Below are 19,827 nucleotides of genomic sequence, written 5' to 3'. Positions count from 1 at the left end.
GGCTCCGGCCGTCAGACGAGCGGGCGCACCTGGACGACGAGGGAGATGAGCAGACCGAGCAGCATCCACGGGCCGAACGCGATGTCGTCCTTGCGGGTGCCGCGTCGCAGCACGAGGCGGACGAGGCCGTAGACCCCCGCGAGGATGAACGCGGCATACGAGGCGACGAGGGTCGTCGACACGCTGACGTAGCCCGTCGCGAGACCGACGAGCCCGGCGAGCGTCACGTCGCCGTAGCCGAAGCCGCTGCCGAGCAGCGCCGCCACGAGGGCGAGCACGAAGTAGATCGTCCAGAGGACGGCGCCGGCGACGGCCGCCCGGCGCAGCGCCTCCCAGTCGCCCGAGGCGAGGGACGCGAGCGCGAGCTGGGCGACGAGCAGGGGGTATGCCGGCCGCGTCAGTCCGCGCGGGAGGCGGTGCACGTCCGCGTCGATCCAGGCGAGGGCGACCGCGACGAAGGCGAACGCGAGGTAGGCGGGCGTCAGCGCCCACTCCGACAGGGGTCCGAACCGCCAGCCGAGCAGCGCCCAGAGGACGGCGAGGGCGACCGGCACGACGGCCGACGGGACCCGCGGCAGCGGACCGGTCTCGTCGTCGAGGCGGTAGCCACCCGTCGCGAGGCGACGCCGGAGCACCTCTCCGACGAGCCCACCGGCCACGGCGAGGGCGACGACGAACCACCACGGCGCCCCGGGCCCCTCGGCCCACATGAGCGGCGGGATCACGAGCCGTCGCGCCGTTCGCGCAGCGCCGCGCGGAGGGCGTCGGACATGGCGCCCAGGGGTGCCTCGCGACCCGTCATGAGGCGTACCTGCTCGGTGGCCTGGTGCAGGAGCATGTCGGTGCCCCGGGCGATGGCCCAGCCCCGCTCGCGGGCCGCGCGCTGGAGGGGCGTCTCGCCCGAGCCGTAGACGACGTCGAGGAGGACCGGCCGGCCGCCGCCGGCCTGTGACGCGACGGGGAACACCCCGAGGTCGGGCACCGACGTGGGTGGCACGGTGCTGACGACGGCGTCGACCTCGCTCGCTGCGGCCCACTCCCCCAGCCCGACGACGTCGACGGCCAGTCCGGCGGCCTCGGCCTGTCGGAGCGTCGCCGGACGCACCCGGTCACGGACCATGAGCACGATGCGGCCACCGTGGGCCGTCACCGCCGCGACCGCCGAGCGCGCCGTCGCGCCCGACCCGACGACGAGCAGGCTCGCGGGGGCGGTGCACCCGGCGAGACGCAGTGCCGTGGTGAGGCCGTGGACGTCGGTGTTGTGCGCGGTCCAGCGAGACGGGTCGTCCGTGTCCCGGACCAGCGTGTTGGCCGCCCCCGTGGCCACCGCGAGCGACGTCGCCGTGGTCGCGGCGCGCAGCGCGACCTCCTTGAGCGGCATCGTCAGGGAGAGGCCGACCCAGGTCTCGTCGAGCCCCGCGAAGGCGTCCGCGAAGCCGGCCTCGTCGACCTCGCGCCGCTCGTAGGACCAGCCGTCCAGGGCGAGTGCCGCATATGCCGCCCGGTGCAGCAGGGGCGAGAGCGAGTGCTCGATCGGGCTGCCCCACACCGCGCAGTGCCGGGCGACCCCGCGCCCCTCGCTCAGCACTTGCCCTTGTTGTCGGTGCACCACTTCTGGAACTGCGCCACGTTGCGCTGGTGCTCCTCGTACGTCGCGGCGAACTTCGTCTCGCCCGTGTCGAGGTTGACCGTCACGAAGTAGAGCCACGGCCCGGCCACCGGGCTGGCGGCCGCCTCGAGGGCGCTCTCGCCCGGGTTGGAGATCGGTCCGGGCGGCAGGCCGGTGAAGCGGCGCGTGTTGTAGGGGTTGTCGCTGTCGAGCATCTGCTGGGTGGGCACGCCACGCTTCTTGAAGATGTAGTTGACCGTCGAGTCGAACCCGAGCGACATCTTCGCCGCGAGCCGGTTCTCGACGACGCGCGCGACCTTGGAGCGGTCGGCCTCGATCTGGGCCTCACCCTCGACGAGGCTCGCGACCGTGACGACGCGCTCCATCCGGTCGGGCGTGATGCCGAGCGCATCGAGACGCTTCGTCGACTCGGCGACCATCTGCTTGAGCTGGTCGAGCGCCGTGGCCGTCGGGCCGAACTCGTAGCTGGCCGGGAAGAGGTAGCCCTCGAGGTTGCCCTTCGCGGACGGCGGCAGGCCGAGCTCGTCGACCTGCTTGGCCGCCGCGGTGTACTGCGCCACCGGGATGCCCGAGGACTTGGAGAGCTTGGCGTAGATCTCGCTCGCCCACAGCCCCTCGGGGATGGTGACGCGGGTGATGAGGCGGTTCTTGGGGTCCACGAGGATCGAGAGGGCGTCGGACGCCTTCATCTGCTTCTTCATCTCGTAGACGCCCGGCTGGATGCCGGCGCTCTTCGGGTCGTTGTTGGCGGCCTCGATGAAGGCCTTGCTCGACTTGACGACGTCCTGGTCGGCGAGGGTCTTGGCGATCGCGCTGCCGCCCGCGCCCTGGTCGACGGTCACGCGGACCTCTCCCGTGCCCGGCCCCGGGTAGTCGTTGGACTCGAGGAAGCCCTCGACGACGGGCCTCAGCGCCTTGTAGGCCACGGCCACACCGCCACCGATGACGGCGAGCGCCAGCACCATGACGACGAGCCTGCGGAAGATCGAGGGCTTGCCCTTGGGAGCGCCACTCTTGGTGTCCTTGCCGGACCGGCGGCCGCCGCGCTTGCGGGCGGCGAGCTCCTGCTCGCGCATCTCGCGTCGGCTCATCGGGGGCGCGGCGTGCGTCTCCTCGACGTGCTCGACGGTCTCTTCGTGGTCGCCGAAGATGGATGTCTCGAGATGGTCCTTCATCGGCGACGTTCCTTCTTCCGTTTGCCCCCCGGCGTGACGGTCTCCCCGGGCGGCCTGCCCGACAGCGCTTCCGTGTCGAGGGCCGATTGCAGGATGAGCACCGCGGCAGCCTGGTCGACGACGGCCCGTTGCCCCCGACCCGGGACGCCGCTGTCGCGTAGTCTGCGATGCGCATCCACGGTGGTCAAGCGTTCATCGACCATCCGCACCTCCACCGTACCCAGACGGGCCGCCAGCCGACCGGCGTAGTCGCGCGCGATGCGTGCGGCCTCGCCCTCCTGGCCCGACAGCAGCCGAGGCAGGCCGACGACGACCTCGATCGCGTCCAGTTCCTGCGTCAGGGCGACGATGGCCTCGACGTCGCTGTCGGCCTCGACGTCCCGGGGCAGGGTCCGCACCGGGTGGGCGAGCACCCCTGAGGCGTCGGACGCCGCGACGCCGACGCGGGCATTGCCCACGTCGACGCCGACGCGTGCACCGGGACGGGTGCGGGGTTCGGTCAAGTCAGGCGCCTCGGTTGCGGAGCTGGTCCTCGACGGTGCCGAGAGCCACCGAGACACGAGTCGCGTCGGTGCCTCCGCCCTGGGCGAGGTCGTCCTTGCCGCCGCCACCGCCGCCGAGTGCCTGGGCGGCGAGCTTGACGAAGGCGCCGGCCTTGAGACCGATCTCGCGGGCGCGCTCGTTCGTCGCGACGATGACGACGGGTCGACCGGAGGCGACGGAGGCCATCGACACGAGCACCGGCCGGTCGTTGCCGAGGCGACCGCGCACGTCGGTGACGAGCTTGCGCAGGTCCTCGCCGGTGACGCCCTCACCGGCGTCGTGGCTGACGAACGTCACGCCGTCGATGTCGCGAGCCGACTGGACGAGACCGGACGCGGCCCCCAGCACCTGGCTCTGGCGCACGGCGGCGATCTCCTTCTCGGCCTCGCGCAACCGGCCGAGGATGCCTGCGATGCGGTCGGGCAGCTCGTCCCGACGGACCCCGAGCGTGTCGGTCAGCTGGCTGACGATCGTGGCCTCGCGCGCCAGGTGGGTGTACGCGTCGGCACCGACGAGCGCCTCGACGCGCCGCACGCCGGAGCCGATCGAGCTCTCACCGAGCAGCTTGACGACACCGATCTGGCCGACGCGGGGCGTGTGCGTGCCGACGCAGAGCTCGCGCGACCACTCGCCGATGGACACGACGCGGACCCGCTCGCCGTACTTCTCGCCGAAGAGCGCCATGGCTCCGAGCTTCTTCGCCGCATCGATGTTCATGACGTCGGCCGTGACGGGCAGGTCGTCGAGCAGCACGGCGTTGATCCGTCCCTCGATCTCGCCCATCGCCGCGGCCGGGACGGCCTGGAGCGACTTGAAGTCGAAGCGGAGCCGGCCCGGGGAGTTCTCCGAGCCCGCCTGCGTCGCCGTGTCACCGAGCTCGTCGCGCAGGGCCTGGTGCACCATGTGCGTCGCGGTGTGCGCGCGCGAGATCGACCGGCGGCGCACGACGTCCACCTCGGCCTCGGCGTCCTCGCCCACTCCCGCCTCGCCCTCGAGCACCGTCGCGCGGTGGACGACGAGCCCGGTGATGGGACGCTGGACGTCGGTGACCTCGATGAGGGCGCCGTTCGCGAGACGGATGTGGCCGTGGTCGGCCTGCTGGCCACCGGACTCGGCGTAGAGCGGCGTCCGGTCGAGCACGATCTCGACCTCGTCGCCGGGGCCGACCCGGTCGACGACGACGCCGTCGCGGATCAGGCCACGGATGCGGGTGTCGGTCTGGGTCTGGTCGTAGCCGGTGAACTCGACGTCGTGGCCGATGGTGTCGGACAGCTGCCGGTAGACGCTCGTGTCACCGTGCGCCGACTTCTTCGCCCTCGCGTCGGCCTTGGCGCGGTCACGCTGCTCACCCATGAGCCGGCGGAATCCGGGCTCGTCGACCTGCAGGCCCTGCTCCGCGGCCATCTCGAGGGTCAGGTCGATCGGGAAGCCGTAGGTGTCGTGCAGCGCGAACGCCTCCGCCCCACCGAGGGTCGTCGCCCCGGACGACTTGGCCCGCGCCACCGCCGTGTCGAGGATGGTCGTGCCCGAGCTCAGCGTGCGCCGGAAGGCCTCCTCCTCGGCGTACGCGACCTGGCTGATCCGGTGGAAGTCGGTCTCGAGCTCCGGGTAGGAGGCCTTCATCCGCTCCATGCTGACCGGCAGCAGCTGCTCGAGGGTGGGCGCGTCGACGCCGAGCAGGCGCATCGAGCGGACCGCGCGGCGCAGCAGACGGCGAAGGACGTAGCCGCGGCCCTCGTTGCCGGGAGTGACGCCGTCACCGATGAGCATGAGCGAGCTGCGCACGTGGTCGGCGACGACGCGGAAGCGCACGTCGTCCTCGTGGTCGGAGCCGTAGCGACGGCCCGTCAGGTCCTCCGCGGCCGCGATGACCGGGAAGACCTCGTCGGTCTCGTAGATGTTGTCGACGCCCTGGAGCAGGAACGCGACGCGCTCGAGCCCCATGCCGGTGTCGATGTTGCGCTTGGGCAGCTCGCCCGCGATGTCGAAGTCCTCCTTCGACCGGACGTTCTCGAGCTCGTACTGCATGAACACGAGGTTCCAGAACTCGAGGTAGCGGTCGCCCGCCTCCCAGTCGCCGTCGGCGCCGAACTCGCGGCCACGGTCGAGCAGGATCTCGGAGCAGGGGCCGCCGGGACCGGCGACGCCCATGTTCCAGTAGTTGTCCTTGCGTCCGAGGCGCACGATGCGGTCGTCGGAGAGGCCCGCGATCTTCTTCCAGAGCGCGATGGCCTCGTCGTCCTCGTGGTAGACGGACGCGTAGAGGTCCTTCTCCTCGAAGCCGAGACCGCCCTCGGCCTGGCTGCGCGTGATGAGCTCCCACGCGAGCTCGATGGCGCCTTCCTTGAAGTAGTCGCCGAAGCTGAAGTTGCCGTTCATCTGGAAGAACGTGCCGTGCCGGGTCGTCTTGCCGACCTCCTCGATGTCGAGGGTCCGCACGCACTTCTGCACGCTCGTGGCGCGCGAGAACTGCGGGGTCTCCTGGCCGAGGAAGTAGGGCTTGAAGGGGACCATGCCGGCGTTGACGAACAGCAGGTTGGGGTCCTCGTGCACGAGCGGGGCGCTCGGCACGACGGTGTGGCCGCGGCTGCCGAAGTACGAGAGCCAGCGACGCCTGATCTCAGCGGTTTCCATGATGAGTCCTTGGGGTCGACGGGTGTGGTCTGCGGGAGGCCCGTCGCACGTGCGGACGGGCAGGCGGGGCGGGGTCAGCGAGGCGCCTCACTCGGGCGCGGCTGACCCCCGGAGAGCTCGCCTCGCCGGCTGCAGGCCACCGCTGCGGGTCGGCCTGGGTCCCTTGTGGGCCACGGTCATCGTCCTTCGGTCGTCGGCGCACGCTCGCGCCGAGGTGGTTCAACCCTAACGGACCGCGTGAGACTCGTCCCACCACCTTTGACCGGGTATGCCGCTGGGCCGGCTCCCGCGTGCGGGAGCCGGCCCAGCGGCATACGTCATCGGGCAGCAGCCCGTCGGTCAGGCGGAGTCTCTGCCCGCCTGAGCCGAAGCGGCGCTCCGCTCCTCCCTCGCTGGCGCTCGGTCGATGCTCACGCCTTGGCTCAGGCGGTGTGCTCGACCTCAGCCACGAGGTCGGTCTTGACCTCCGGGAAGTGGCACGCCTGCAGGTGCACGCCGGCCTCGCGGTACGTGCGGGTCGACGCCTCCGAGGTCGCCGAGACGAGCGGCGGCTCCTGCTGGGCACAGATGTCCTGGGCCTTCCAGCAGCGGGTGCGGAAGCGGCACCCGCTCGGCGGGTCGATCGGGCTCGGCACGTCGCCGACGAGGCGGATGCGCTCCTTCGGGGCGATGCCGCGGGCGACGTTGATGTCGGGCGCCGCCGAGAGCAGGGCCTGGGTGTAGGGGTGCTCCGGTGCCTCGTAGATCTTCTTCTTGTCGCCGTACTCGACGATCTTGCCGAGGTACATCACCGCGACCTGGTCGCAGAAGTGACGCACGACGCCGAGGTCGTGGGCAACGAAGATGAACGCGAGGTCGAGCTCGTTGCGCAGCTTGGCGAGCAGGTTCATCACCTGCGCCTGGATCGACACGTCGAGGGCCGAGACCGGCTCGTCCGCGATGATCAGCTTCGGCTCGACCGCGAGGGCGCGGGCGATGCCGATGCGCTGGCGCTGACCGCCGGAGAACTCCGAGGGGTAGCGGTTGATGTGCTCCGGGTTGAGGCCGACGAGCTCGAGCAGCTCCTGCACGCGGGCCTTCTCCTTGCCCTGGTGCAGGCCGTGCACGCGCAGCGGCGTGCTGAGGATCGCCCCGACCGTCTGCCTCGGGTTCAGCGAGGAGTACGGGTCCTGGAAGATCATCTGCACGTTGCGACGGATGTCGCGCAGCTCGTGCTCCTTGAGGTGCGTGATGTCACGCCCCTCGAACTCGACCGTGCCGCCGGTGGGCTCGTCGAGCCGCGTCACGAGCCGCGACGTCGTCGACTTGCCGCACCCGGACTCGCCCACGAGGCCGAGGGTCTGGCCCTCGTTGACCGTGAAGCTGATGCCGTCGACGGCCTTGACCGTCGCCTTGACCATCCGCAGGCCCTGGACCTCGCGGAACGGGAAGTAGCGCTGGAGGTCGGTGACCTTGAGCAGCGTCTTGTCGCTCATCGGGCTCCCTCGTCGTGCTGCAGCGTGGCCACGGGGTCAGCCAGGTGGCAGCGGATCTCACGGTTGGACAGACCCGGCGTCGGACGCCACTCAGGGAGCCGCGTCCAGCACGCGTCACCCTCGACCTGCGTCTTGAACTCGCAGCGCGGGTGGAACGAGCAGCCGGTGGGCAGGTTGAGCAGGCTGGGTGGCGTGCCCTTGATGGCCTTGAGCTCTGCGAGGTCCTCGGAGTGGGAGGGCAGGGACTGGAGCAGACCGTAGGTGTAGGGGTGCGACGGCTGGGCCAGCACCTCCTTGGCACTGCCCTTCTCGACGCCGCGACCGGCGTACATCACGAGGATGTCGTCGGCCGTCTCGGCCACGACCGCGAGGTCGTGCGTGATGAGGATGACCGCCGAGCCGAACTCCTTCTGGAGGTCGTTGACGAGGTCGAGGATCTGCGCCTGCACCGTGACGTCGAGAGCCGTCGTCGGCTCGTCGGCGATGAGCAGCTTCGGGTTGTTGACGAGGCCGAGCGCGATCATCGCGCGCTGGCGCATGCCGCCCGAGAACTCGTGCGGGTAGGAGTTGGCACGTCGCTGCGGGTTGGGGATGCCGACGAGGTCGAGCATCTCGACCGCGCGCTTGAGCGCGACCTGCTTGCTCACCTTGTTGTGGGCCTGGTAGGCCTCGGCGATCTGCTTGCCCACCTTGTGGAACGGGTGGAGCGAGCTCTGCGGATCCTGGAAGACCATCGCCGCCTTCGTGCTGCGGATCTTCTGGAAGGTCGAGTCCGGGGCACCGACGAGCTCGATGCCGTCGAGCTTGATGCTGCCCGTGATCTGGGTGCGCTTGGGGTTGTGCAGGCCGAGCACTGCCATGCTGCTCACGGACTTGCCGGAGCCGGACTCGCCGACGATGGCGAGCGTGCGACCCAGGCGGGCCTGGTAGTTGAGGTTGGAGACGGCCCTGACCACGCCCTCCTCGGTGGGGAAGGCCACCGAGAGGTCGGTGACGTCGAGGACGACGTCGCCGGCGTTGCGGGCTTCGGCGCTCTGGGTCGAGATGGTGTTGACGGTCGCGGTCACGAGAGCCTCACTCGCGGGTCGATGAAGGAGTACGCGATGTCGACGACGAGGTTCATGACTACGACGACGACGGCTCCGATGAGAACCGTCCCCATGATGACCGGCAGGTCGAAGGTCTTCAGGGCCAGGAGGCCGCGCTTGCCGATGCCGTCGACACCGAAGATCTGCTCGGTGATGAGCGTACCGGTCAGCAGGGCGGCGATGTCGAGGCCCAAGATCGTGGCGATCGGGCTCATCGCGGCGCGGAAGCCGTGCTTGAACAGGACGGTGCGCTCGTTGATGCCCTTGGACCGGGCCGTGCGGATGTAGTCCATCGACAGCGTCTCGATCATCGAGTTGCGGGTGTAGCGGACGTAGGACGACGCCGTGACGAGCCCGAGGATCAGGGCCGGGGCGAGCATGCCCATGAAGTAGGGGCCGACTCCGGCGGATATGGAGGAGTACTGGGGAAGGATGTTCCACAGGATGACCGGGTAGAGCGCGACGAGCAGCGCGAGGACGTAGTACGGGATCGAGCCCATCACCTGGGAGGCACCGACGAGACTGCGGTCGGCTGCGGAGCCGCGGCGAACCGCGGCGATGATGCCCAGGGTCACACCCACCGTGACGAACACCACGGCGGCCATGAGGGCCAGCACGACGGTGTTCGGGAAGCGGGTGAAGAGCTCCTCGTTGACGGAACGACGCGTCACGAAGGAGAACCCGAGGCAAGGGGCGCCGCAGTGGACGGTGTCGCCGGCGTACACGAAGTCGCGTCCGACGAAGAGGCCCTTGAAGTAGGTGAGGAACTGCTCGATGAGGGGCTTGTCCAGCCCGATGCTCTTGGTGATCGCCTCGAGCCGTGCGGGGTTGCACTTGGTGTCCGGGCACATGGCCTGGGCCGGGTCGGAGGGCCCTGCGAAGAACAGCAGGAACGCCGAGACCAGGGTGGCCATGATGACGCTCAGGGCGAGAGCCAACCGCCTGAGGATGTACGTGAGCACGTTTTGCCTTCCAAACGAGGTGGGCGCCGGTGGTGGGGGCCCGGGAAACCCGGACCCCCACCACGGCTTCAGTTCAGATCCTGCTCCCCCGGAGGAGAACTGTCACTGACGACTTACTGGTCGAGCCACACGTCGGTGAGGTCCGGCATGCCCTTGTTCGGGTTGTTGTGGACGTTCATGACCTTCGTGCCGAAGACCGAGTTGCCCTTGTCGTTGTTGTCCGGGATGGCCAGCAGGTAGTTCTCCGTCAGCCACTTGTCCATCTTGCCCCACTCCGGGCCCTGCTCCGTGATGGAGAGGTTCTGGATGCGCTTGATCTCGGCGTCGATCTTGGCGTCGGAGAAGTTACCGAACGTCGTGCCACCCTGCGAGAGGGCGATCGTGCCGAAGGTGGGCGGGATGATCGAGTCGGCGGACGGCCAGTCGAAGCACCAGCCACGCGGCGACTGGAGCATGTTGTACTTGCCCTTGGGGTCGCCGACGAGCTTGCGACGCTCGGCGTTCGGCACACCGATGTCCTGAACCTTGAAGCCCGCGGCCTCGAGCTTCTGCTTGCGGACCTGGTTGACCTTCTGCGCGATGTCGTCGTCGTTCGTGTAGTAGTAGATGAGCTCGAACGGCTTGTCGGGGCCGTAGCCGGCCTTGGCAAGCATGTCCTTGGCCATCGTCGGGTTGCCGTCGCCCTGGCCGTTCATCTTGAAGCCCGGGGCTGCCTCGGCCGTGTAGTCCAGGTGGCCCGCGATCTGCGGCGGGATGATCGTGCTGGCGGGCGAGAACGAGTGCGTCGTCTCACCGCCGGCCTTGTGGATCGAGTCGAAGGGCCACGCGACGGCGATGGCCTTGCGGATCTCGAGCGGGATCTTGCGGGCGTCCATGTTGACCATGAGCACGCACGAGGAGGGGCCCTCCTCGAACTGGGCCTTCTTGTCGCCCTCGATCTGCGGGATGAGCGAGGAGTCGATCGGGTCCCAGTTGAGGCTCGTGGCGTCGTCGCCGTTGGAGGCGAGGATGGCCGTCTGCGTCTTGATGGTGTCGACGCCCCACTTGAAGTGGAACCCGTCGGGGTAGGCGTTGCGCGCCGGGTCGGTGGCCGGGTCCCAGTTGGGGTTGCGCTTGAGGACCAGCTCGGTGCCCGGGGTGTACTTGTCGAACATGTACGGGCCGGTGGCGAGCGGGTGCAGCTGGTAGTCGGCCTTCTTGTCCTTCGCCTCGGGGATCGGCGTGAACTGGTTGAAGGAGACGAAGTAGGGCAGCGTCTCGAAGCGCTTCTCGAGGTGGAAGACGATCGTCTTGTCGTCGGTGGCCTCGACACCCTTCCAGTTCTTGTCGCCCTTGTAGGGGCCCTGGTAGTCGGCGCCACCCTTGAAGAACTCGCGCTGGTACGTCGGGCCGTTCGCCGCGAGGTCGGGGTCGAAGGACCGCTTGGCCGCGAAGACGATGTCGGCGGCCTTGACCGGCGCGCCGTCTTCGTACTTGATGCCGTCCTTGAGCGTGAAGGTCCAGGTCAGGCCGTCCTCGGACGCCTTGCCGAGGTCCGTGGCGAGGTCCGGAACGAGGACCTGCTTGCCGTCACGGCTGACGTAGGTCGTCAGGGCACGATGCGTCAGCGAGAAGATGACGGCCGTGTCCTGGTAGAACTGGTCGCTCGGATCCATGTTGGCGGGCGTCGAGGCGTAGGGCACCGTGAGGATGCCACCCTTCTTCGCACCGGGGACCTCGGGGGCGGGGCCCTTGGCGTTCGGGTCGAGGGCGGCACCCGCCTGGTCGACCGGCGCGTTTCCGCCGTTGGTGCCGTTGCCGGCACCGCCGTTGTTGGCTGCGGGGGCGCCGCAGGCCGCGACGAAGCCGAGGGAAGCCGCGGCTCCCACGGTCAGGACTTTGGTCCAGCGCATTGTTGTTTGCTCCCTTTTGTGCTTGTCCCGGCGCTTTGCCGAGAACATCTGGTGACCGTGACCCGGTGGGGTCAGCGGCGGCTGGTGGGGTCGAAGGCGTCGCGGATCGAGTCGCCGAGCAGGCTCAGGGCGAGCACGAGGAGCGACAGGCCGATGACCGACGGCCAGAGCCACAGGGGGTACGTGGCGAAGAGGTTCTGCGCGTCGGCGATGGTGCGGCCCCATGACGCGGTGGGCTCGACGAGACCGGCACCGAGGTAGCTCAGCGTCGCCTCGTAGGTGATGTAGGCCGGGACCGCGATCGACGCCGAGACGATGATCGGACCGACGAGGTTGGGCAGGATCTCGCGGAAGAGGATCGAACGGGTCGGGACACCGATGGCCCGGGCGGCCTGGACGAACTCTCGCTCGCGCAGGCTCTTGACCTCGCCGCGTACGAGTCGCGCCAGGCCCATCCAGCCGAAGACGACGAGGATGACGATGAGGACCCAGAACCGGACCGTCGAGGTCTCCTGAGCCGTCAGGTTGCCACCCGCGGCGATGCGCTTCTGCATGATCGGGATGATCGCGAGGACGAGCAGCAGGATCGGCAGCGACAGGAAGAAGTCGATGACCCACGAGACGACCTTGTCGGAGGCGCCGCCGAGGTAGCCGGCGACAAGTCCGAGCGTCACGCCGATGAGGGTCGACGCGAAGGCCGCGACGAAGCCGATGATGAGCGAGGGCCGGGCGCCGTAGGCCCAGCGGGCGAAGAGGTCGCGTCCGAGGCGCGGCTCGACGCCGAGCCAGTGGGCCGAGCTCGCCCCGACGGTCGGCAGGCCGTTGAAGTCGACGAGCTCGGTGTGCACGGTGCTGGGATCGGCCTTGGCCCCGGTGATGGGGTCGACGGCCTCGAGCGAGACGAGGAACGGGGCGAAGATCGCGACGAGCAGGAAGAAGAGGATGATGGCGGAGCAGACGATCGCGACCTTGTCCCGCTTGAGCCGGGCCCAGGCCACCTGACCGGGAGAACGGCCGGTGCGCACCTCCTGGTGCTCAGGCGCGGTGGTCGAAGCGTTCTCCTCGGATTCCTCTACCAGCGTGGCTGCTGAGGGCTCCGGCATTGCGTTCAACGCGTTGTCTCCATCCTTGTGGGATCACATCCGACCCGGGGATTGGTCACCCGAGCCGCCCTCGGGAGCACACCAGATGATCCGGATGCCACCCCCGCCGGGACGACGCGAGCCTGCCACACAGTTTCGCGCTGTCCAAGCATCGAGACGTGCATGGATGACAAATCGTTACCGAGCACGACGTCCCGCCACACATTGTCCGTTCATGCCGCGCAGGCCCGAAACAATCCCCGACGACGCACGGGCCGACGGTCCCTCCGGTCACTCCCCGCGCGTGCGCCCCAGTCGTCCCGAGAGCCATTCCCAGCGCGCCCGGAGACGCTCCTCGAACCCGCGGTCGGTGGGGCGGTAGTAGCTGACGGCGTCGTGGAGGTCGTCCGGGAGGTACTGCTGCGCAGCGACCCCGTCGGGCTCGTCGTGGGCGTAGACGTACCCCTTGCCGTGGCCGAGCCGCTCGGCCCCGGCGTAGCCGCTCCCCCGCAGGTGCGCGGGGACGACGCCACCACGGCCCGCGCGCACGTCGGCGATCGCCTCGTTGATCCCGAGGTATGCCGCGTTGGACTTGGGTGCCATGGCGTTGTGCACGACCGCCTGGGCGAGGATGATCCGCGCCTCCGGCATGCCGATCTGGGCCACCGCGTGCATCGCGGCGACGGCCGTCTGCAGGGCGGTCGGGTCGCCCATCCCGACGTCCTCGCTCGCCGAGATGACGATGCGGCGGGCGATGAAGCGGGGGTCCTCCCCCGCCTCGAGCATCCGCGCGAGGTAGTGCAGGGCGGCGTCGACGTCGCTGCCCCGCATCGACTTGATGAGGGCGCTCGCGACGTCGTAGTGCTGGTCTCCGGCGCGGTCGTAGCGGACGGCCGCCTGGGCGACGGCCTGCTCGACGTGGGCGAGGGTGATCTCGACGGGGTCGTCGGACACGCGACCGGCAGGCTGCGCGTCGAGCGCGACGCCGGCAGCGGCCTCGAGGGAGGTCAGCGCCCGGCGGGCGTCGCCGCCGGCGATCCGCACGAGGTGCTCGGTGGCGTCGGCGGCCATCGTGTGCGCGCCGCCGAACCCCCGCTCGTCGGTGAGGGCCGCGGCGAGCAGCTCGGCGATCTCGTCGTCGGACAGCGACTCCAGCGTGACGAGCACCGACCGCGACAGCAGCGGCGCGATGATGCTGAACGACGGGTTCTCGGTCGTGGCGGCCACGAGGATGACGGTGCGGTTCTCCACCCCGGGCAGGAGCGCGTCCTGCTGCGCCTTGGTGAAGCGGTGGATCTCGTCGAGGAAGAGCACCGTCTGGCGGGCGTAGAGGTCGCGCTCGCGCACGGCCGACTCCATGACCGAACGGACGTCCTTGACCCCGGCCGTGACGGCCGACAGCTCGACGAAGCGGCGTTCGGCGGCCGTGGCGACGAGGTGGGCGAGGGTCGTCTTGCCCGTCCCGGGAGGGCCCCAGAGGATCGCCGACAGCGGGCCGGCGGCACCGCCCGAGCCCTCGATGAGCCGGCGCAGCGGACTGCCGGGACGCAGCACCTTGGCCTGGCCCCGCACCTCGTCGAGGGATCGGGGGCGCATCCGGACGGCGAGCGGGGCGACGCCGGCCGACGCCGGCTGCTCGCCGCGCTCGGCGGCGGAGGCCGCACCGAAGAGGTCCTCCGTGCTGTTCGACATCACTGTGGAAGGCTATCCGCGTGCAGAACCCCTCACCCGCGGGCCCGGCGCCGCGCACCCGTCTGGCTCGTCTCGGTGCACTCATCGCGCGGCACCCGCGCTCCTGGGTCGCCGCCTGGGCCGTCGCCGCGATCGCGTGCTTCGCCGTCGCCGTCGGCGGTGTGACCGGGGAGTCGCTCTTCGAGCGGCTGCACTCGGGTGCCCCGACCGTCGAGTCGGAGTCGTCGCAGGCTCAGGAGATCATCGCCGAGACCCAGCCGGCGCTCGAGACGCTGACGATGCAGGTGAACGGAGCCGACCTGGCCGATGCCGCGACGGTGCAGGCCGGGGCGTCGGCGACGCGCGAGGTGGCGCAGGTCCCCGGGGTCAAGAGCGTCCGCTCGCCCCTGCTCGCGCCGGCGGGCCTCACCGACCCGTCCGTGGCGCCCCTGCTCAAGGGCGGGACCCCGACGGCGGGCGGGTTCGTCACCGTCGTCGACTTCGAGCCGGGGCTCGACAAGGCTGCGCAGGACTCGGCCGAGACCCAGGCCGAGACGCGACTGCTCGCGGTCGCCACCGCCATGGACGCCCAGGGGTCGGTGGGCAGCACGAGCAAGGTCATCCAGGCCATCACGAGCACCGTCGAGCGCGACCTCCTCCGCGGCGAGGGCATCGCCCTGCCACTCACGTTCATCGTCATGTTCTTCGTCTTCGGCGGCTTCGTCGCGGCGGGCATGCCCATCGTCGGGGCGATCGTCTCGATCGGTGGTGCGCTGCTGTCGCTCTTCGGCTTCTCGCACGTCGTCGAGCTCGACGCGACCGTCGTCAACATCGTCACCCTGCTCGGTCTCGGGCTCTCCATCGACTACGGCCTGCTCACCGTCAGCCGCTTCCGCGAGGAGCTCGCGCACCGGGAGCACGAGGTCCCGACCCGCGAGGAGGTCGCCCACGCAGCCGAGCGGACGGTCGCGACGGCCGGACGCACCGTCCTCTTCTCCGGCCTGACCGTGGCGATCGCCCTCGCGGGTCTGCTGATCTTCGAGGCGTCGATCATGCGCGCCATCGGGGTGGCCGGGGTCAGCGTCGTGCTCGTCGCGATGGTCGTCGCCATCACGCTGGTGCCGGCGCTGTGCGTCGTGGGAGCAAAGCGGTTGTCCCGCAAGGCAGTCGAGAAGCCGTCCGACGTAGGGCTCTTCTCGCGCCTCGCCGTCGGCGTGCAGCGGCGCCCGGTGGCCGTCATCATCGGTGTCGTCGTGGTGCTCGTCACGCTGGCGCTGCCCACCCTGTCGATGAAGCTCACCTCCTCGGGCACCGAGCTGCTCCCGAAGGACGCCCCGCAGCGGGTCTTCTTCGAGCAGCTCGACCGTGACTACCCGGCCCTGTCCGCCCCGGAGGTCACCGTCGTCGCCCGCACGGCCGACACCGCCGCCGTCACGGCGTGGGCCGAGCAGTTCCGCACCCGACCGGGGGTCGAGGGTCTCGTCGTGCGCCCGCTCGGCAGCGGCGACCAGCGCGTCGACATCCGGGTCGCCGGACGTCCGACCTCCGACGAGGCGCAGGACCTCGTGTCGACCATCCGCGGGACGAGTGCCCCGTTCGAGACACTGACGACGGGCCAGGCCGCAGGACAGATCGACTTCCTCGACTCGATGTCGGACCGGGCGCCGTATGCCGTGGCGCTGGTCGTGCTGGGGACGTTCGTGCTGCTCTTCCTCATGACGGGGTCCGTCGTCCTACCGATGAAGGCGTTGCTGCTCAACGTCATCTCGCTCGGGGCCGCGCTCGGCGTCGTCGTGTGGATCTTCCAGGAGGGCCACCTCGAGGGCCTGCTCGGCTTCTCGTCGGTGGGCGCCCTCGAGTCGATGGTGCCCTTCCTCGTGCTCGCCTTCGGGTTCGGGCTGTCGATGGACTACGAGGTGTTCCTGCTCTCGCGGATCGTCGAGTTCCACCGGCACGGCGCCGACAACGACCGCGCCGTCTCACTGGGCCTCCAGCGCACGGGCCGCATCATCACGTCAGCCGCACTGCTCATCGTCATCGTCTTCGGCGGCTTCGTCGCCGGCGACATCCTCATCATCAAGCAGATGGGCGTCGCGCTCGTCGCAGCCGTCGTCATCGACGCGACACTCGTGCGGATGCTGCTCGTCCCGGCGACGATGACGGTGCTCGGCCGGTGGAACTGGTGGGCACCGGCGCCGCTGCGTCGCCTGCACGACCGGTTCGGGATCACGGAGTGACGGCCGTCGTCACGGCGCACGGCCTCGACGACCTGCTCGACGCGACCGGTCGCCACCCGTTCGTCCGCTGGGAGGTCACCGACGACCTCGCCGCGACGTGGTGGGCCTCGTCCGACGCCGTCGCCTTCCAGCGCACCCGCAAGGCCGTGCACCGCACCGTGAACGTCCTCGGCGACGACGACGGGGTCACGACGCTGCTCGACCACCTGCCGGAGATCGCGGCGACCGTCTCCCCCGCGCGCCGCGCCTTCTCGGTCAGCGTGCCGCAGCACCTCGAGCCGCGGCTCCGGGAGCGCTACCGCGTCATGGACGGCGGCGACTGGGAGTGGTTCCACACGACCACCGCCCCGGACGAGCACCCCTCGTACGAGCGGGTCGTCGTCCTCGACGACGTCGCGCGAGCCGATGAGGTGAAGGCCTTCCTCGAGGCGCACTCCCCCACAGCCGACACCGTGCCGGGACAGGGAGAGCGCTGGTTCGCCGTCGAGGCTCCCGACGGTTCCCTGCAGGCCGTCGCGGCGTGCGGCACCACGCGGGGCGGCGCACCACACCTGTCGTCCGTCGCCGTCGACACCGACCTGCGCGGGCACGGCCTCGGACGCACGATCGTCGGCGCGGTCACGAGGAGGGCCGTGGCCGAGAGCGGCGTGTGCACGCTCGGGATGTACTCCCACAACGACGTCGCGCGCGGGCTCTACCTCTCGCTCGGATACGACCGGCTGTGCGCGTGGTCGAGCCGCCCGGTCGTCATCGACCGCTGACCGGGCGGCGCACCGCGTCGCGCGTCAGGCGAAGTCGGCCGCGGTGACGGTCCGGTCGGCCGGTTCCACGAGGACGACCCAGTTGCCCGAGTTGTCGCGGCAGACCGCCTCGGTGCCGTAGGGGCGGGCCGACGGCGGCTGGAGGAACTCGACGCCCTTGGCCGACAGGTCGGCATACGTCTGCTCGCAGTCGTCGACGGTGAGACCCAGGCCGTTGAGCCCGCCGGCGTCCTGCGCCCGCTTCATGGCGGTGACGAGCTCGTCGGGGAAGGGCGGCCCGGGGATGGCGAGGCTGACCTGCAGCTCCGGCTGGCTGGGGTGCACGACCGAGCACCAGCGGTAGCCGTCGCCGAGCGTGATGTCGTCCTTCTCCTCGAAGCCGAGGACGTCGACGTAGAAACGCTTGGACTCGTCGATGTCCTTGACGAAGACGCTGACGATGGAGATGTTCGTGATCATGCGACCACGCTAGGCCGGGTCCGGCGCCTCGCGCTTCTCCTGGGTTGCGGAGCCCTCCACGAGCCCCCACATGAACAGGACGCAGCCGGGGATGTGCGGCGCGCCTGTCGCGGCATACCTCGCCTGGAAGTCGCTGGGGCTCTCGCCCACGACCGACCGGAAGCGGCTGCTGAAGGAGCCGAGGCTCGAGAAGCCGACCGCGTGGCACACCTCGGTGACGGTGAGGTTGGTCGCGCGGAGCAGGTCCTGGGCGCGCTCGATGCGGCGGCGCGAGACGTACTCGGCCGGCGTCACGCCGTACGTCGCGCGGAAGAGCCGGAGGAAGTGGTACTTCGAGAGGCGCGCCTCGGCGGCGAGCCCGTCGAGGTCGAGCGCCTGGGCGTAGTTCCGGTCCGCGTGGTCGCGAGCGCGGCGCAGGTGGACCAGCACGTCATCGGGCGCGCGTCGCTCCGTCGTGGTCACCCGCCCATTGTCGCTCTCCGCGCCTCAGCCGACGGCATCCGTGACGAAGGTGCCGTTGACGGCGCGCAGCCGGTGGTCCCAGGACGTCGCGGGCCGGCCGAGGACCTTCTCGCTCAGCGTGGCCCGGGCACTCGTGTCGGCGGTCGCGTGCCGCTGGTCACGCGGCACCCCGTAGATCCAGCTCGCCTGCCCGTCGTAGGACGAGGTCTCCGACCTGCTCGACAGGCGCGCAGCACCGCGCGTCAGCGAGTCCTGGCGCGACCACGTGATGGCCAGGTCGCCCGTGACGTCGTACGCACCGGCGACGTCACTGCGCGGGTGGAAGCCGAGGACGCCGTCCTTGACCCAACGGTGCTGGGTGCGCTCGACGGTCGGGGTCGCGTTCCCGTGGCCGGTCGCCACCTCCTGGGTGTCGGTCCACGACGCCGCGAGCGTGTCGTCGGCCTCGTCGTCGGTCCACGAGTGTCGCGACGTGTTCTCGAGCCGGCGCGTGACCGTGGTCGTCACCGGGCCTCGTGACGTGGACAGGGTCCCCGTGACGCGGAGCTGACGTCTCGCGTCCAGATCGACGTGGCCCGCCTGGTCGCCGGCACCCGACACGGTGCTCTCGACGACAGGGTCACCTGCGTATGCCGTTCCGGTCGTCCCTGCCACGACGCTGCGGCCCGCGTCGCGCCAGACCCGAAAACGTGGAGCGAGCGTCCAGCCGCCCTGCCCGGCCGGCAGTCCTACGACGGAGATGCGCACCTCGTGGGGGCGACCGTCGTTGAGGCGCCCGAGGTAGGGGGTGAGGTCGTAGCCGAGCGAGGGGATGTCGAACGCCTTGGGCGAGGGGATCGTGTACCAGAGGAAAGGGTTGCTCCAGCCGCCGGTGTAGACGACGGGGTACGGCGCCGCGATCCCGGCGAGCTGCCCGTCGATGCGCACGTCGACCTCGCGGTACGGCAGTCCGTCCGGACACGAGTAGCCCGTGCTCGCAGGGGCGCTCGTGTCCCAGAACTCCTCGCAGCCACCGCCGGACCCGGTCGCGAAGACGTCCGCGAGCAACCGCGTCGAGTTGCGGGGCACCGTCAGCGTGCCGACGAGGTCGGTGCCGTCGCGGGAGGTGTCGGAGAGGGGAAGGACCGCGTCGGACGTCCGGGCCGCCGGGGCGTCGCGGCCCGTGGTGTAGAAGTCGAGGTCGACCGTCACGTGGATGACTCCGGTGTACGTGGAGTCGACGACGTTGCCGATGAACGCCTGCACCTGCTGCGGGTCCGCGAGCAGCGGTGCAAGGTCGGTGACGTCCTTCTCGACGTGCCACCGGATCCCGTCGACACTCGGCTCCGGCGTCGAGAGCGTCAGCATGCGCACCCCCCCGACGTCGACGTAGCCGATGCGGTCGAACTGCCTCCCGGCCACCGAGCCCTCGAGCCGCATGACCACCGTGGACCACGGACCCGCGCACCCGGCGGGCGGGGTGTAGCCCCGTGTGTGGACGTCGAAGTCGTCGAACGCGTCGTCGACGACTCGCACGGTGCAGTGGCGTGTGGCCGGCACGGGGACGGGCGGCTCCGGCGTGCGCGGGTCGTCCCAGTCGGTGCCGAACTCCGGTGGCGGCGCGGCGGCGGGCACCACGGACGGGCCGGCGGTGGGGGCGGCGGCGGAGGGCAGGCCCGTTGCCGCGGTCGCACCGGACAGGACGAGGACCGTGCCCAGGAGCACCGCCGTGACCGGACGCCGACGTGGTGTGCGCATGGCTCCGACCGTAGGACGG

16 protein-coding genes are annotated in these 19,827 nt (G+C 70.3%); 2 read left to right on the top strand and 14 right to left on the bottom strand.

The window, feature by feature from the left end; translation table 11 throughout:
- Positions 1-11: 11 nt before the first annotated feature.
- The 11 genes from ACSSS0_RS20015 to ACSSS0_RS19965 form a co-directional block, all read right to left on the bottom strand.
- A complete protein-coding gene (locus ACSSS0_RS20015) occupies positions 12-725 on the bottom strand; it encodes a prepilin peptidase (protein WP_487229370.1) in 714 nt (237 codons plus the stop codon).
- Positions 722-1,588, bottom strand: a complete 867-nt coding sequence (locus tag ACSSS0_RS20010) for a shikimate dehydrogenase (RefSeq protein WP_487229369.1) — start codon at positions 1,586-1,588, stop codon at positions 722-724. The genes ACSSS0_RS20015 and ACSSS0_RS20010 overlap by 4 nt, the downstream gene beginning before the upstream one ends.
- On the bottom strand, positions 1,582-2,805 hold the full coding sequence (mltG, locus tag ACSSS0_RS20005) for an endolytic transglycosylase MltG (RefSeq protein ID WP_487229368.1): 1,224 nt from the start codon (positions 2,803-2,805) through the stop codon (positions 1,582-1,584). Before mltG ends, ACSSS0_RS20010 begins: the two co-directional genes overlap by 7 nt.
- Positions 2,802-3,308 carry a Holliday junction resolvase RuvX gene (gene ruvX, locus ACSSS0_RS20000; protein WP_435986260.1) on the bottom strand — a complete coding sequence of 169 codons (507 nt, stop codon included), beginning with the start codon at positions 3,306-3,308 and terminating at the stop codon, positions 2,802-2,804. Before ruvX ends, mltG begins: the two co-directional genes overlap by 4 nt.
- A 1-nt stretch (position 3,309) precedes the next feature.
- Positions 3,310-5,982 carry an alanine--tRNA ligase gene (gene alaS / locus ACSSS0_RS19995; RefSeq protein WP_487229367.1) on the bottom strand — a complete coding sequence of 891 codons (2,673 nt, stop codon included), beginning with the start codon at positions 5,980-5,982 and terminating at the stop codon, positions 3,310-3,312.
- Between the two features lie 422 nt (positions 5,983-6,404).
- Complete coding sequence (locus ACSSS0_RS19990) at positions 6,405-7,457, bottom strand: ABC transporter ATP-binding protein (protein WP_487229366.1); 1,053 nt, start codon at positions 7,455-7,457, stop codon at positions 6,405-6,407.
- Positions 7,454-8,524 carry an ABC transporter ATP-binding protein gene (locus ACSSS0_RS19985; protein WP_487229365.1) on the bottom strand — a complete coding sequence of 357 codons (1,071 nt, stop codon included), beginning with the start codon at positions 8,522-8,524 and terminating at the stop codon, positions 7,454-7,456. The genes ACSSS0_RS19990 and ACSSS0_RS19985 overlap by 4 nt, the downstream gene beginning before the upstream one ends.
- Entirely contained in the window at positions 8,521-9,507 is a 987-nt protein-coding gene (locus ACSSS0_RS19980; protein ID WP_487229364.1) for an ABC transporter permease, read from the bottom strand. Before ACSSS0_RS19980 ends, ACSSS0_RS19985 begins: the two co-directional genes overlap by 4 nt.
- Before the next feature lie 113 nt (positions 9,508-9,620).
- Positions 9,621-11,399 (bottom strand): ABC transporter substrate-binding protein, encoded by a 1,779-nt coding sequence (locus tag ACSSS0_RS19975; protein ID WP_487229363.1) that lies wholly within the window; start codon positions 11,397-11,399, stop codon positions 9,621-9,623.
- Between the two features lie 71 nt (positions 11,400-11,470).
- Positions 11,471-12,424, bottom strand: a complete 954-nt coding sequence (locus tag ACSSS0_RS19970; protein WP_487229362.1) for an ABC transporter permease — start codon at positions 12,422-12,424, stop codon at positions 11,471-11,473.
- 348 nt (positions 12,425-12,772) lie between these two features.
- On the bottom strand, positions 12,773-14,173 hold the full coding sequence (locus ACSSS0_RS19965) for a replication-associated recombination protein A (protein ID WP_487229361.1): 1,401 nt from the start codon (positions 14,171-14,173) through the stop codon (positions 12,773-12,775).
- Between the two features lie 20 nt (positions 14,174-14,193).
- On the opposite strand from ACSSS0_RS19965, the gene ACSSS0_RS19960 reads away from it, so the two are divergent.
- Both ACSSS0_RS19960 and ACSSS0_RS19955 read left to right on the top strand, forming a co-directional pair.
- Entirely contained in the window at positions 14,194-16,389 is a 2,196-nt protein-coding gene (locus tag ACSSS0_RS19960; RefSeq protein WP_487229360.1) for an MMPL family transporter, read from the top strand.
- Positions 16,386-17,150, top strand: a complete 765-nt coding sequence (locus tag ACSSS0_RS19955) for a GNAT family N-acetyltransferase (protein ID WP_487229359.1) — start codon at positions 16,386-16,388, stop codon at positions 17,148-17,150. The genes ACSSS0_RS19960 and ACSSS0_RS19955 overlap by 4 nt, the downstream gene beginning before the upstream one ends.
- A gap of 24 nt (positions 17,151-17,174) precedes the next feature.
- Here the strand turns inward: ACSSS0_RS19955 and ACSSS0_RS19950 are convergent, their stop codons facing one another.
- The 3 genes from ACSSS0_RS19950 to ACSSS0_RS19940 are packed head-to-tail and all read right to left on the bottom strand — an operon-like array spanning position 17,175 to position 19,808.
- Entirely contained in the window at positions 17,175-17,609 is a 435-nt protein-coding gene (locus tag ACSSS0_RS19950; protein WP_435986270.1) for a VOC family protein, read from the bottom strand.
- A 9-nt stretch (positions 17,610-17,618) separates the two neighbouring features.
- Positions 17,619-18,071 carry a helix-turn-helix domain-containing protein gene (locus tag ACSSS0_RS19945; protein ID WP_487229358.1) on the bottom strand — a complete coding sequence of 151 codons (453 nt, stop codon included), beginning with the start codon at positions 18,069-18,071 and terminating at the stop codon, positions 17,619-17,621.
- 24 nt (positions 18,072-18,095) lie between these two features.
- Positions 18,096-19,808: a peptide-N4-asparagine amidase gene (locus tag ACSSS0_RS19940; RefSeq protein WP_487229357.1), complete on the bottom strand. Its 1,713-nt coding sequence runs from the start codon at positions 19,806-19,808 to the stop codon at positions 18,096-18,098.
- Positions 19,809-19,827: the final 19 nt, after the last annotated feature.

The sequence above is a fragment of the Terrabacter sp. R4-6 genome, assembly GCF_057529065.1.
This window is presented reverse-complemented; position numbering and strand designations above follow the sequence as displayed.

What these genes read in the sequence shown, in the direction of transcription:
- ACSSS0_RS19950 (WP_435986270.1), bottom strand. Translation starts at nt 17,609, where the DNA reads ATGATCACGAACATCTCCATCGTCAGCGTCTTCGTCAAGGACATCGAC.
- mltG (WP_487229368.1), bottom strand. Translation starts at nt 2,805, where the DNA reads ATGAAGGACCATCTCGAGACATCCATCTTCGGCGACCACGAAGAGACC.
- alaS (WP_487229367.1), bottom strand. Translation starts at nt 5,982, where the DNA reads ATGGAAACCGCTGAGATCAGGCGTCGCTGGCTCTCGTACTTCGGCAGC.
- ACSSS0_RS19940 (WP_487229357.1), bottom strand. Translation starts at nt 19,808, where the DNA reads ATGCGCACACCACGTCGGCGTCCGGTCACGGCGGTGCTCCTGGGCACG.
- ACSSS0_RS19975 (WP_487229363.1), bottom strand. Translation starts at nt 11,399, where the DNA reads ATGCGCTGGACCAAAGTCCTGACCGTGGGAGCCGCGGCTTCCCTCGGC.
- ACSSS0_RS19990 (WP_487229366.1), bottom strand. Translation starts at nt 7,457, where the DNA reads ATGAGCGACAAGACGCTGCTCAAGGTCACCGACCTCCAGCGCTACTTC.
- ACSSS0_RS19965 (WP_487229361.1), bottom strand. Translation starts at nt 14,173, where the DNA reads ATGTCGAACAGCACGGAGGACCTCTTCGGTGCGGCCTCCGCCGCCGAG.